The sequence below is a fragment of the Hyphomonas sp. FCG-A18 genome, assembly GCF_045287255.1.
GTDB lineage: Bacteria > Pseudomonadota > Alphaproteobacteria > Caulobacterales > Hyphomonadaceae > Henriciella.
This window is the reverse complement of the sequence record NZ_CP137142.1, coordinates 183,630-195,516: the sequence shown is the minus strand read 5'-3', so window position 1 is coordinate 195,516 and position 11,887 is coordinate 183,630. Positions and strand designations below refer to the sequence as shown.

Below are 11,887 nucleotides of genomic sequence, written 5' to 3'. Positions count from 1 at the left end.
TCAGACTAAACCCGGTTGAGACGCCCCCTGCCCTGACTTTAGCTTCGGCGTGATGTCCAAGAACCCGTTCCACTATTCAATACGTCCCCCGAGATCATTCGATAGGCGGTGATGATGTACGTTCGGCTTCCGCTTTCATTGAGGAACGTCGAAGATCTGCTCCATGATCCGGGGATCGATGTCTGCCATGAAAGCATGCGTCATTGGTGGAACAGATTTGGGCCGATGTTCGCATCAGAGCTCCGCAAGAAGCGATCTAAATCGCTGCGACAAAGTCTCCAATGGAAGCGGCATCTTGATGAGGTCTATGGCAATCCCGAAGTGGTGGTAACCGACCGTCTCGCTTCATATCGAACCGCCATGAAGGTCATTGGAAATGAGAATCGCCAGGAAACCGCGAGCTGGACAAACAACCGATTGAGAATTCTCACCTTCCGTTTCGAAGGCGAGAAAGGGCGATGCTACGTTTTAGGCAGATGCGAAGTTTACAGATATTCGTCTCGGTTCATTCGTCTGTCCACAACCACTTCAATCATCAGAGAAACATCGAACGCAAAACCAGATTCAAAGATCTCCGACACGCTACCCTGCTGGAATGGCGTGGGCTTCTCACGGCCTAAGTCACAGACACGAAATTGGATGCTGAAGACTGGTTCGCATTGAACTGACAGCACCATCGATTATTCTCCACGAAGCCGGCGGGCTATCGCCGCACTTTGAGCTGAATACCATAGGTCTGCGGTCTGCCGACAACACATCGTTGAGGGATTGTATTGGCAACCGCATCCAATCCGCCGAGTTGGGATCCGAACGGTTGATCGAATATGGTCGTGCAATACCCTTCATCTGACAGGTTCTTGCCCCATAGATTCACCTCCCACCGATCATCATCTGCCCGTAGCCCGATGCGCGCGTTGAACAATTGATAGGCCTCTTGGACAGATTGCGGATTTTGGTTCGTGTTTGCCCCGACATTTGCTTCGCCGACATATTGCGTTTCACCTCGCAGGAAGTACCGGGCGCCAGAGATAGCCGGAAATCTATCTTCCCAGTTCGCAACGAGTGACCCTTGCCAATCTGGTGACAGGTGTGCCCGCTCACCCGTCAGGTCTTGTACGGGACCGCCAGGAAGGGGGGATGCATTACGATAGTCCTGAAATTCACTATCCAGATATGAAAGGCCGCCGATGAAGCTGAGTTGGTCAAGTGGCGCCCACACAAAATCGGTCTCAAAACCTTGTTGGCGTAGTTCTCCGACATTTCGAGTCACAAACGAGATCCCGTCAAATGCGCGATCCTGAAATCCTTCAATATCCATGGAGAACAAGGTCGCATTCACTTGCAGCGTATTGTCGAACAGCGTCGATTTTACACCAATCTCATAATTCGTCGTGTCTTCTTCGCTAAAGGTGCGTTGCTCTGTCGTGAGCGCCGGGAATGTTCCATCTGTATTAAATCCTCCTGACTTGTAGCCGGTGGATATAGTTGCGAAGAACATCGTGCCTTCGACTGGAAAATAGCTCGCATTGGCGAAATAGGTGAACTTGGAATCGTCTACCGTAAGGCCAGGTTGGTTTTCATCATCGCGAACGCGAAGGGCGGTTACGAAAGGATTGTTTACAGTATTGGTAAACTCAGCATCCTTCTCGTCAGAAGTCCAGCGACCTCCAAGCGTCAGTGAGAGCTTATCGTTTGCGTACCATGTTGCCTGTCCAAAAAAGGCTGTGCTCTGGAGATCTTGGGAAAACTCACCGTCCGACGCGCGTATTTACTGACCAGCCGCACACCCTTGACCAGCCGCTGCGCCGGCGAGCCCCGCTACAACGGGAATGCAGAAGTCAGATCCAAGGTTGAAATCCTGACTGATGGTGTAGGATTCATCGTACAAAAATGCACCGATCACATATTCAAACGTATCATCCGTTGGTGAAACGAGTTGGAATTCTTGGCTGATCGTTTCGGTCTTATAATCAGACAATCGAGGCAGTAGCTGGATTGGAAGTCGAATCGCACTTTCAAAGTTTTTTGCCTCCCACTCACGATAGCTAGTGATTGAGCGTAACGTATGTCCCGTTGCGAATTCGAAACTGGCGTCCGCAGCCAAGCCCCATTGTTCGTCATTCAAGCTATCGCGGTGATCTTGATAAATATCGTGATCAAAGGCATCGGCGGTCAGCAGTTGACTAGCCTCAGGCCCGCCAAGCGCTTGAAGGGTGGCAAGAAAAGCCGCGCTTTCGGTTCCATTAAGCAATTCAACAGTCGCACCGCCTGATTCTATTTCGCCATAGTCAGCGGTAATCTTGAGATCGAATTGCTCATTCATATCGAACAGGAGCTTGCCCCGGACATGGAACTCGTCTTGCGCTCCAACTTCATCTCCTGTCAGAAGATTATCGCCAAAACCTCCTCTCTCCGTATATTTGGCGCTGATCCTCATGGACACATCATCGGATAGCGGGCCTGATAAGCTGCCGCCTGCTTCGATTGAATCGAATGATCCAAGTCCAAACTCACCATAGGCTTCCAAACTATCTCTTGAAGGATCCTTGGTGCGCACGTTCAAGGCCCCCATCGGTGTATTTCGCCCAAAAAGTGTGCCTTGCGGACCCCTTAAAACCTCGACAGCTTCGAGATCAATCAAGTTCCCGATCACTGAGCCAGGTCGCGGATAGTATACGCCATCGATAAAGACGCCGACGGAGGGTTCAATGCCGGCATTTCCGACCGACCCAACACCTCTGATGGTAATGCGTGAATTCGTTTGCTGAGACGAGCTCGTGATCGTAAAGTTTGGTGAATACAATGCGACATCGGTGAGGTTCGCAATGCCCGAGTCCTCTATAAAAGCGGCATCATAAGCCGAGATTGAAATTGGCACATCTTGAATGCTCTGCGCGCGTTTCTGAGCCGTAACAGTGACGGGGGTTAGGCGTTTAGTGGCTTCGTCTTCCGTAGCATTTTCATCTTGACCAAAGGCAGGAAATACCAATGCTGAACATGCCGTAGCCACGATTATGGTTTTGAGTCTCATTCGTTTGCTCCCTCTTACGGCTGTGCTTCATCGCCGTTTTGAGTGGGTTAGCAGATGGCCCCGCCAAACATTGCAATCCGCTTATCATTCTTGCAGGTATCGCCAATCTCTTACTGTCGAAGTGTGGCAATCAGGGCAGCGCCAATAACCTTGAGCGTGTCGTAGATAACACTGAATCGAGCGGCAGACATTGCGTGCCACCTAGGCTCTGCCGACAAGGTTTCGAGATGAACCGTCGCTATGGCGACACACTCAACTATTTCTTGTTTGGGGCAATATAAGTGGTGTCGGCAGCATACAGGTCTTGCCAGTTTTCTGGAGGCAAACCGAGATGCTTGCTTTCCGATTGTCGCGCGGGTGTGAAGTTTTGGCGGCTTTCGTCGCTGCGTACTTGTTCAAGCCAGAACACGCCGTCATAGGTTCCGCTATTCCCCCTGGGCGCAATGAGATCCAGATCGCCATCCCCATCCAGATCGATGCTTTCGAACATATCGTACATGCCGCGCGTGCGGCGAGAAATATCATGGCGGGACCAGCTCAGCGTCGGGTCCCCTGGGTTTTCAAACCATGCCAGACGCCCCACAGAGCTTGTTGCGTCAACACCTGGTTCATCAAACTCGCGAGAGGCTCCGGAATAGGTTCCGGCGAGTATGTTCAACCCGGAATAACCGCCCGTCACCACATCAAGATCACCGTCACTATCGATATCTGCGAGGTGAATGCCGATCACCCAGTCGGGGAGCGTGTTTCCAATTCGATGGAATACCCATGGCTTGCCGAGATCGGATGGTTGTTCCAGCCAGCCCAACCCCGCAACCAATCGCGTAAACGAGCTACTGCGCTCCACAACGTTCAGAACAATATCTGTGCGACCATCGGCATTGAGATCAGCTGTTTCAGCCTGAAAAGCATTGGCCAATGCCTGCCAGTTCCTCGCAACCGAGAAGCCAGGCGAGATCGCGATGGGCAGGCCGCGATGCGCAATCCCCCCTTCGCTGTTCGTGCCTTTATTCTCAATCAGTATGAGTTTCTGCCGCACGCGCTTGGCCGCCAAAATGTCCAGGTCGCCGTCTCCGTCAACGTCGAAAGGTAAAGCCGTATTAGGCACACCTGACTGGTAAAGAACCTGTTCGCGCCAGGAGGAGGACTCAAGGGGCGGTCCGGTAAATGTAAACAGTGATGTCGTACCATTGTCTGGATCTCCGCCATCAAGTTGGACGATATCCGCAGCTCCTTTGTTTGCAGCGCTGAGGTCCAGGTGCCCATCGCCGTTAATATCCGCTGCAAATACGCGTATCCATGAGCCGCGACCCTTGGTGACTTCCGGAATTACGAATTCCCATTCTGTCTTCCGGGGAGCGGATGCAGGGTTTTCAAAGTAGATCAGGTGCCCTTCTTCGCAGGCTGCGACAATGTCAGGCCAGCCATCATCGTTCATGTCTCCGGTAGCGACATCTTCAACGGCCCCGACGATCGGGCCTTCAGCCAGTGTTACCAGTTCCCAATGGTTGGGGCTTGAGCTGCCATAAGCAATTCGAATGTGGTTGGAGTCTTCCTGAGCGGTGACGATGTCGAGATAGCCGTCTAGGTCAAGGTCGACCATGCTTATGCCGTCGCCGCCGCGAATTAGCACGCCGCCATTTATCCCTTCACTGTCAATAAGGTGCTCTCTCCAGGATATGTACGCACCATCGGCTGCGCGCGCCTGGCTATGCATTTCCGAAACAGTCAGGGCCTCTGCCTGATCGGTCACACGGCCCTGTTGTTTGCAGGCGCTGACCATCAGACACCCAAAAGTGAAAACCGCGATTACGGTCACGCCAAGACCGCGTCTCCTTGGTTGTGTGGATATGGAAACACCTGCGAGGGGCGAATATGGCAAGGCTGGACACCTGGGCGGATTTGGAAGAGATTGATGCATCATCTCTTCTCATAACGCGTCGCGAAGAGCCCATCTGCAAACTAGATTTCAATTTGAAGAAATGACGAAATTATTTGAGCGCCAAAGCCCTTCATTGATGGAGACCCTTGAGGCGCGTACCCGCGAGGCAGTGATCAAAAAAGCTCGGCGGTTGGTCTTCTCCGATGGCGAGATGATAAACCTTCGCGGCGAGCCTGTGGATAAGCTCTACATCGTCAGGTCCGGAGCGTGTCGTATGTGCCGCATCGATCAGAATGGACGAGAAAAACTCATCGCAGTGTTCGGCCCTGGCCAAGCGATTGGCGTATTACAGCTCTTGCTTGAGAAACCCAGAACAGTCGATATTTTTGCGGACGGCGCAACAGAACTATGGTCAATTTCGCGAAATTCATTTTCGCAGCTGCAGGATGAATATCCGGATTTCACGAAAGCGCTTCTGACGATTATGCTGCATCGGTTTAATTCGGTATTGGAGCAGCTTGATGACAATGATCGGCTTCCGCTCGTTGTGCGCGTTGCAAAACTTCTGGTTTCGATGCACGCCAGCTCTGATGCAACCACCATTGACTGGAGCCAGTCAGACCTCGCACTCCTTCTCGGGTCGTCCCGTGTCGCTACTGGCAAAGCGCTGCGTCAGCTCTCGGATGAGGAGATGATAAGTCTGCAGTACGCAAGCATCAAAGTCTCCGATATTGATAAACTCAAAGACTGGGTATTTTATCAAACCGGCGACATCCTTGGCGCGTAAGGGTTTGATCAATCATCTATACTACATCCCCAGCGGATCAACGAACTATAGACGCGCCAAGGGAAACGCGATGCGTTGCTAGATTTTCCAGTAATGAAATTCTGCAATAACTCCATGCACTGTAATATATTGAATGTTTTGAGAAAATGGTGGTCGATACTAGGTTCGAACTAGTGACCCCTGCAATGTCAATGCAGTGCTCTACCACTGAGCTAATCGACCATCCATTTGAAGGGGCTGTAAGCCATATTTAGCCTGCTAAAGTCAAGCAGGAACTGCAATCAATGTCAGGCCGCCATGACGCGCTCAACCTCGGTGACGAGTTCGCGCAGATGGAAGGGCTTGGATAAGACTTTAGCGCCTGCTGGTGTCGGTGCACCGCCAGCCAGAGCAACCGCGGCAAAACCAGTAATGAAAACGATCTTCATGGCCGGATCCAGCTCAGCCCCACGCCGGGCGAGCTCAATCCCGTCAATGCCGGGCATCACAATATCGGTCAGCAGCAGGTCAAAAACTTCGCGCTCCAGCGCTTCGAGTGCCCCTTCGCCATCTTCATAGTCCTGTACATCATGGCCTGCACGGCGCAGGGAGGCCGCCAGGAAAGTGCGCATCGCATCATCGTCCTCGGCCAGAAGGATTTTACTCATCAAAAGATCGTCCTCGCATCTCAATCGACTATATACATCGGCTGAACCGGTAAACCCAGAGTGAATTTTCCGATTTGCTTTATTGGCTTAATGCAGATCAACTTGCAATTCATGCGCCAAGATAGGCTTGACGGCGTAAAGAATTGAGCGATCTTGCCTGATAATGAGCCCGTATGCTGATCTGACCCCCGCGTGTGAAGACCTCACTCTGCCAGCATGCAGGATCGTGCGACCGCGCGTATTGAAAGCGCCAGTCGTTTTCGCGTCGCCCCATAGTGGCAGCGTGTATCCGCAGGACCTGACCGACCGCCTGGCTGTGCCTTTAATAGACTTGCGGCGGACTGAGGACGCTTTCGTCGATCGGTTATTTGGCGCCGCGCCGGAAGCTGGCGCCATTCTGGTCGGGGCGACCTATGCCCGCAGCTATGTCGACCTCAATCGCAATGCCCGTGAGCTGGATCCTTCCATGTTCAGTGACGGATTGCCGCGTACGGCGGGTATGGCCGGGCCGCAAGTCAAAGCCGGACTCGGTTGCCTGCCCAAGGTCGGAGCGACGGGGCAGGTCTTCTATAATCGCCTTCTGACGCGCGCTGAAGGCGCCAAGCGCCTAGAATGCGTACACGATGCCTATCATGCGACGCTTCGCAGTCTGCTGAAGGAGGTGCAACAGGACTGGGCGGAAACCATTCTGATTGACTGCCATTCCATGCCATCAAAACAGCCGGGGCGTTTGCGCCTGCCGGATATTGTCCTGGGTGATCGGTTCGGGTCGAGTTGTTCGGGGCGGCTGACCAGCCTGGCTGAACGCCATTTCCGTAAGGCGGGACTGACCGTGGCTCGTAATGCGCCTTATGCTGGAGGCTACACGACACGCCTTTATGGCCGTCCGCGGCGGGGTTGCCACGTGTTACAGATCGAGATCAATCGCGACCTCTATATGAATGAGCAGGACATTGAGCTGAATGCCGGATTTGAGGCGACACGGCAGGCTATGACAAGCTTCATTGAAAACCTGGTAGATTTTTCCGCCCGCTTCTGCGCCGGATAAAAAAATGCCGCGCTGGTTAAAGCGCGGCGTATTAGGTAAGGGAGGAAACGCCAGAAGGCGTCAGCACCAGAGTGCTAGAGACACATTTATTGTGCGGCGCACAAAAAGCAAGGGCAATTTTGCCGCAGTGCCGCATAAGCTGTATGCAATTCCGGGACGGATGCTGAAACAGCGTAGCGATAACACATTCCGGCACAAGACTTGCTGATCTGTCAGACAGCTATTCAGATTGAAACGGCCCGCTTGGGCGTTTCGGCCCACTTGGGAGACAGTATATGACGGACGCCACTGACCTTCACGTTGGCAAACGCCTGCGCCGCCGCCGCCGCCTTTTGGGCATGACACAACAGGATCTTGCAAGCCTTGTCGGGGTGCGGTTCCAGCAGATTCAAAAATATGAGTGTGGGGCCAACAGGGTTACATCTTCTCGTCTGTATGATCTTTCAAAAGCCCTGAACGTATCAGTTCAGTACTTCTTTGACGGGCTGGAAAGCTATGATTTACAGGGGCTTGCAGCCAATGACGCGGAGCGTCTGGATGGGGATATTCTGAGCCAGAAAGAAACGCTCGAACTGGTTCGCGCCTATTATCGCCTCGGCGAGCGCCCACGCCGGCGCCTGCTGGAGCTTGCCAAGGCGCTGGAAGCTGAAGCGACAGAGAGCGGCGCTGCTTGAGCTTTCGTTCAATCCGGCCTAAGCGCCGGGTATGACTCAAAATCCTGACTTTGATGCAGTTTCTATTGCTTGCGCACTCGCTGATGCAGCGCGCGCTGAAACCCTGTCTCATTTCCGGGCACTCAGCGCGATTGATAATAAATTGGATGGTCAAGATTATGATCCTGTCACGGAAGGTGACCGTGCGGCGGAGCGGGCGATGCGCGCTGTCCTTGCCGAATTGCGCCCCGATGATGCGATCCATGGCGAGGAGTATGGGCGCAAGGATGGCACGACTGGCTGGACCTGGGTGCTTGATCCAATTGATGGGACGCGCGCCTTTGTGGCTGGCTTGCCGACCTGGACGACGCTGATTGGTTTGGTTGATGTGCAGGGCGATGCGATTGTCGGTATCATCGATCAACCGATGCTGGATGAGCGCTATATCGGTTGGCCGGATGGCGCGCGGCTTGATACCGCAGGAGCCAGTCAGCCAATCCATGTTTCAGAAACCGATGATTTACGTCAGGCGGTGATCTCGACGACTGATCCCTTTATCATGACACCGCCAGAGCAAGGGGCCTGGACGCATCTGCGCCATACCGCACGGATCGTACGCTATGGCCTTGATGCCTATGCCTATGCGCGGCTCGCGGCGGGAACGATTGATCTGGTCGCTGAGAGCGGGCTGGCGCCTTATGATGCCGCAGCGCTGATCCCCGTTGTGCGCGGGGCAGGCGGGCTGGCCTGTGACTGGCGTGGCAATCCCGCCAAACCGGGCGGACAATTGGTTTGCGCATCGCATCAGGGCGTTATGGATCAGGCGCTGATCTCGCTCCGGCGCTCTGCGGACTAGGTTCAAAGCTGCGTCGTTGACCAAAGGGCATACAGGACTGAGGCGACCATCAGGCTGGCAGCAATACGATTGAACCAGAGGGCAAAACTTGGGTTCTGGAACCGCCTGGCCAACGCGTCGGCAAGTGCGGCATAGAGGGATAGGCCGAACATTTCCGTCACGGTGATCGAGAGCATGATAACCGCCACCTGTGGCAAGAGCGGGGTGCTTGCATCGAAATAGCTCGGCAGGATCAGGCCAAAGAAGACCAATGCATTCGGATTGGCGAGCTGCAGCCCGATGCCGCTGGCAAAGAGGCGCGCGCGGCTCGGCGTAGCAACCCCTTCACCGCGCAGGTCGCGCGTCCCACTATGCACCATGAGCCAGGCGAGCCACAGGATAAACCCGACCCCGATCACTTTCAGGAGATCCAGCAGAAGCGGCACGGTCGCAGCAATCGCCACAACTCCGCCAGCGGCAAGACTGATCCAGACCAGATTGGCCAGAGAAACACCCATGGCTGGCAACAAGGCCGCGCGAAATCCATAGCGCAGGCTGGAGGATACAGTCAGCATGACGGCCGGACCCGGGGTCAGGCCGCCAGCGAAAAACAGAACAATCAGCGCAAACCAGACAGAGTAATCCATCAGGTCACCTATCGCTTACTGTTGGCCCCGCTCCACAGCCTGGGCGATCAGTTCACGGGCTTTTTCAACGCCCGCCCAACCTTCAACATTACTCCACTTGCCTTTTTCAAGGTCCTTATAGTGAGTGAAGAAGTGGGTGATTTTCTCAACCAGAATATTGGGTAGATCGTGATAGGTCGCGATCTTGTCGTAATAGCTGGTAAGGTCTGGGTGGGGGACGGCTAGGATTTTTTCGTCCGGGCCTTTGTCGTCGCTCATCATCAGGACGCCGACCGGGCGAACGCGCAGGACAGAGCCGGGGACCAGTGGGCGATTGCCCACGACCATCACGTCGATCGGATCACCATCCAGCGACAGCGTGTGCGGGACAAAGCCATAATTCGCCGGATAGCGCATCTCGGTATAGAGGAAACGGTCCACCATCATCGCGCCGGACTCTTTATCGAACTCATACTTGATCGCGTCCCCGCCGAGCGGCACTTCGATGATCACATTGATATCGTCAGGCGGATTCTTGCCAGCGGCAATTTTCATCATGTCCATGGGAGGAGACCTCTCTTTTATTCAGGTTTTGGCGCGCGATGAACGAGCTAGGCGTGATCGTCAAGGGGAATCGTGCGCTCGTCCATTAGCGAATAGTTGAAGCTGACAGAAATCCGCGCGTCTTCACTGCGGCTGGCCATCACTTCATGGCGCAGCCAGCTTTCCCACATGATGATATCACCTTGTTTTGGCTGAATATATTCAAACCGCTTATGCGGGGCATCGTCTTTGAGTGGCGGCGCAGCCATCATCATTGGTAGGCGCGGGTCTTCCAGCTTGAGCCGCCCGGCCCCCTCTGGCATCGCGACATAGGCGGTGCCAGAGATTACGCTATTGGGGTGAATATGCCCGCTATGCATACCCCCTTCGCCAAGGATGTTGATCCACAGGCTGTCGCAGTGCAGGCGCGCGGTCCCCGTGTCCCAGTGCAGGGCCCGCGCAAAGGCAAGGGCTTGAGCATCCAGCACTTTTAGCAGGTCCGCAAAGGCCGGGTGGCGATCAGGCAGATCATCGAGCGAGGCATAGGACGTATAACCCGGATACCCCTCAGCCTCACACCAGTCATGCCCGGCGCGGTCACCATCCTCAATCATCCAGCATGCCTCTTCCAGGTCGGATAGAGCGTTGGATAGTGCCCCTTCAATCCGCCACAGCGCGGTCGGAAAATACAGTGTCTTAGCCATAATCAGAGGGCCTTAAGGGGTGATCCAAGGGGCGTCGAGAGGATATGTACGGCACACGCAGGGAGACATAGGGGATATGGACGGCTACCCGCCCATATACTCTACAGGAGCAGACTGCTCAGGGCCGGTTCCAACCGGACTTACTGCTTGAGCAATGGATCAAGTCCACCTGCTGCATCGAGCTTAAACAGGTCATCCGCGCCGCCAACATGGATTCCGCCAATAAAGATTTGTGGCACTGTATTGCGGCCCCCAGACTTCGCTTTCATTTCTGCGCGCTTGCGAGGTGTGACTTCCAGATCGTACTCTTCCCAATCGGAAACACCTTTTTCACGCAGCAAAGCCTTGGCTCGCTTGCAGTATGGGCAATGCCCCATCGTATAGAGGAGAATGTGTGGCATTTGATCATATCCTTTCGTGAACCTATTCAGGAAGCGAGTTCTGGTCAGATAGAACTGCTCCCAGTCGGTCATCCGCAGGCCAACAGGGTTAGCCTGCGGAAGTGATTTAGCGGGTCGCGGCAATACGCTTGAGTTCAATCCCTGCAAGGAAGATTGCACCTGCCAGCAGCACAGCGTCTTTCAGCAGGAATTGTCCCGGAATGACCGAAAGAGCCGGAAAGCCACCAAGGCTTGGCTCCCAAGCTGGTGCTGTCAGCATGAAGCTCAAGGTCAGCAAGAATGTGAAGGCCGCAGCGAGCGATGCAACAAAGCCAATGCGCGCGAACTTAATCCCAACAATGAGGGCAAGCGCCGTCAGGATCTCAACCGACCCAATCAAACTGGCCGCCCCTTGCACGCTTGTTACGCTGTATAGCCAGCTCGTGAACGGACTGGATTGTACTAGGCCTTGAATCGCATTGGCCTCATATGCAGTGAATTTCATTGCCCCGATCCAACCAAGGATAAGCGCGATCGATAAACGCAGACCTGTACGGCCAGTCGCCGTGACTTTATCGGCAATCGCGTTCAGCTCCTGTGGGGCGGCCTCTTCAATAGTGGCGTGCGTGGTTGACATTTCATACTTCCTTTCAAATATAGACCAATTGGTCACAAATTAGATGCACCGTCCTGAGAACGCCGCTGAGCACTGGAAATATGAAATAAAGACCGATTGGTCAATAATTGGAGT

At 54.1% G+C, this 11,887-nt stretch carries 13 protein-coding genes, 1 tRNA gene and 1 pseudogene; 5 read left to right on the top strand and 10 right to left on the bottom strand.

The features are described from left to right. The first annotated feature begins 111 nt into the window (after positions 1–111). Positions 112–620: pseudogene (locus RYZ27_RS00950) on the top strand (DDE-type integrase/transposase/recombinase). Positions 621–703: 83 nt separating this feature from the next. On the opposite strand, the gene RYZ27_RS00945 reads toward RYZ27_RS00950, so the two are convergent. The 3 genes from RYZ27_RS00945 to RYZ27_RS00935 form a co-directional block, all read right to left on the bottom strand. Beyond that, positions 704–1,768 carry a TonB-dependent receptor gene (locus tag RYZ27_RS00945; RefSeq protein ID WP_406681746.1) on the bottom strand — a complete coding sequence of 355 codons (1,065 nt, stop codon included), beginning with the start codon at positions 1,766–1,768 and terminating at the stop codon, positions 704–706. Continuing rightward, positions 1,769–3,031, bottom strand: coding sequence for a TonB-dependent receptor (locus RYZ27_RS00940; RefSeq protein ID WP_406680485.1), 1,263 nt, complete (start codon positions 3,029–3,031; stop codon positions 1,769–1,771). Positions 3,032–3,287: 256 nt separating this feature from the next. Continuing rightward, positions 3,288–4,850, bottom strand: coding sequence for an FG-GAP repeat domain-containing protein (locus RYZ27_RS00935; protein WP_406680484.1), 1,563 nt, complete (start codon positions 4,848–4,850; stop codon positions 3,288–3,290). Between the two features lie 163 nt (positions 4,851–5,013). Between RYZ27_RS00935 and RYZ27_RS00930 the strand changes: the two genes are divergently transcribed. Continuing rightward, positions 5,014–5,700: a Crp/Fnr family transcriptional regulator gene (locus RYZ27_RS00930; RefSeq protein WP_406680483.1), complete on the top strand. Its 687-nt coding sequence runs from the start codon at positions 5,014–5,016 to the stop codon at positions 5,698–5,700. A gap of 147 nt (positions 5,701–5,847) precedes the next feature. Here RYZ27_RS00930 and RYZ27_RS00925 read toward each other — a convergent pair. Together RYZ27_RS00925 and cpdR are read right to left on the bottom strand one after the other, a co-directional pair. Next, positions 5,848–5,922: transfer RNA gene (locus RYZ27_RS00925), tRNA-Val, on the bottom strand. A gap of 65 nt (positions 5,923–5,987) precedes the next feature. Then, positions 5,988–6,347 carry a cell cycle two-component system response regulator CpdR gene (gene cpdR, locus RYZ27_RS00920; protein ID WP_406680481.1) on the bottom strand — a complete coding sequence of 120 codons (360 nt, stop codon included), beginning with the start codon at positions 6,345–6,347 and terminating at the stop codon, positions 5,988–5,990. A 283-nt stretch (positions 6,348–6,630) separates the two neighbouring features. On the opposite strand from cpdR, the gene RYZ27_RS00915 reads away from it, so the two are divergent. From RYZ27_RS00915 to RYZ27_RS00905, 3 genes are all read left to right on the top strand, one after another. After that, positions 6,631–7,395, top strand: a complete 765-nt coding sequence (locus RYZ27_RS00915; RefSeq protein WP_406680480.1) for an N-formylglutamate amidohydrolase — start codon at positions 6,631–6,633, stop codon at positions 7,393–7,395. 275 nt (positions 7,396–7,670) lie between these two features. After that, positions 7,671–8,069 carry a helix-turn-helix domain-containing protein gene (locus tag RYZ27_RS00910; RefSeq protein ID WP_406680479.1) on the top strand — a complete coding sequence of 133 codons (399 nt, stop codon included), beginning with the start codon at positions 7,671–7,673 and terminating at the stop codon, positions 8,067–8,069. 31 nt (positions 8,070–8,100) lie between these two features. After that, positions 8,101–8,904 (top strand): inositol monophosphatase family protein, encoded by an 804-nt coding sequence (locus tag RYZ27_RS00905; protein ID WP_406680478.1) that lies wholly within the window; start codon positions 8,101–8,103, stop codon positions 8,902–8,904. A gap of 2 nt (positions 8,905–8,906) precedes the next feature. On the opposite strand, the gene RYZ27_RS00900 is transcribed toward RYZ27_RS00905, so the two are convergent. The 5 genes from RYZ27_RS00900 to RYZ27_RS00880 form a co-directional block, all read right to left on the bottom strand. After that, complete coding sequence (locus RYZ27_RS00900) at positions 8,907–9,530, bottom strand: LysE family translocator (protein WP_406680477.1); 624 nt, start codon at positions 9,528–9,530, stop codon at positions 8,907–8,909. 15 nt (positions 9,531–9,545) lie between these two features. Then, the gene (ppa, locus tag RYZ27_RS00895) at positions 9,546–10,073 is read right to left on the bottom strand and encodes an inorganic diphosphatase (RefSeq protein WP_406680476.1); all 528 of its coding nucleotides are present in this window, start codon (positions 10,071–10,073) and stop codon (positions 9,546–9,548) included. 47 nt (positions 10,074–10,120) lie between these two features. Further along, complete coding sequence (locus RYZ27_RS00890) at positions 10,121–10,756, bottom strand: TIGR02466 family protein (protein WP_406680475.1); 636 nt, start codon at positions 10,754–10,756, stop codon at positions 10,121–10,123. A gap of 140 nt (positions 10,757–10,896) precedes the next feature. After that, positions 10,897–11,157 (bottom strand): glutaredoxin 3, encoded by a 261-nt coding sequence (gene grxC, locus RYZ27_RS00885; protein WP_406680474.1) that lies wholly within the window; start codon positions 11,155–11,157, stop codon positions 10,897–10,899. A 106-nt stretch (positions 11,158–11,263) separates the two neighbouring features. After that, positions 11,264–11,773, bottom strand: coding sequence for a YkgB family protein (locus tag RYZ27_RS00880; protein ID WP_406680473.1), 510 nt, complete (start codon positions 11,771–11,773; stop codon positions 11,264–11,266). Positions 11,774–11,887 lie beyond the last annotated feature (114 nt).

What these genes read in the sequence shown, in the direction of transcription:
- grxC (WP_406680474.1), bottom strand. Translation starts at nt 11,157, where the DNA reads ATGCCACACATTCTCCTCTATACGATGGGGCATTGCCCATACTGCAAG.
- RYZ27_RS00880 (WP_406680473.1), bottom strand. Translation starts at nt 11,773, where the DNA reads ATGTCAACCACGCACGCCACTATTGAAGAGGCCGCCCCACAGGAGCTG.
- RYZ27_RS00930 (WP_406680483.1), top strand. Translation starts at nt 5,014, where the DNA reads ATGACGAAATTATTTGAGCGCCAAAGCCCTTCATTGATGGAGACCCTT.
- RYZ27_RS00890 (WP_406680475.1), bottom strand. Translation starts at nt 10,756, where the DNA reads ATGGCTAAGACACTGTATTTTCCGACCGCGCTGTGGCGGATTGAAGGG.
- cpdR (WP_406680481.1), bottom strand. Translation starts at nt 6,347, where the DNA reads ATGAGTAAAATCCTTCTGGCCGAGGACGATGATGCGATGCGCACTTTC.
- RYZ27_RS00900 (WP_406680477.1), bottom strand. Translation starts at nt 9,530, where the DNA reads ATGGATTACTCTGTCTGGTTTGCGCTGATTGTTCTGTTTTTCGCTGGC.
- RYZ27_RS00905 (WP_406680478.1), top strand. Translation starts at nt 8,101, where the DNA reads ATGACTCAAAATCCTGACTTTGATGCAGTTTCTATTGCTTGCGCACTC.
- ppa (WP_406680476.1), bottom strand. Translation starts at nt 10,073, where the DNA reads ATGGACATGATGAAAATTGCCGCTGGCAAGAATCCGCCTGACGATATC.
- RYZ27_RS00910 (WP_406680479.1), top strand. Translation starts at nt 7,671, where the DNA reads ATGACGGACGCCACTGACCTTCACGTTGGCAAACGCCTGCGCCGCCGC.
- RYZ27_RS00940 (WP_406680485.1), bottom strand. Translation starts at nt 3,031, where the DNA reads ATGAGACTCAAAACCATAATCGTGGCTACGGCATGTTCAGCATTGGTA.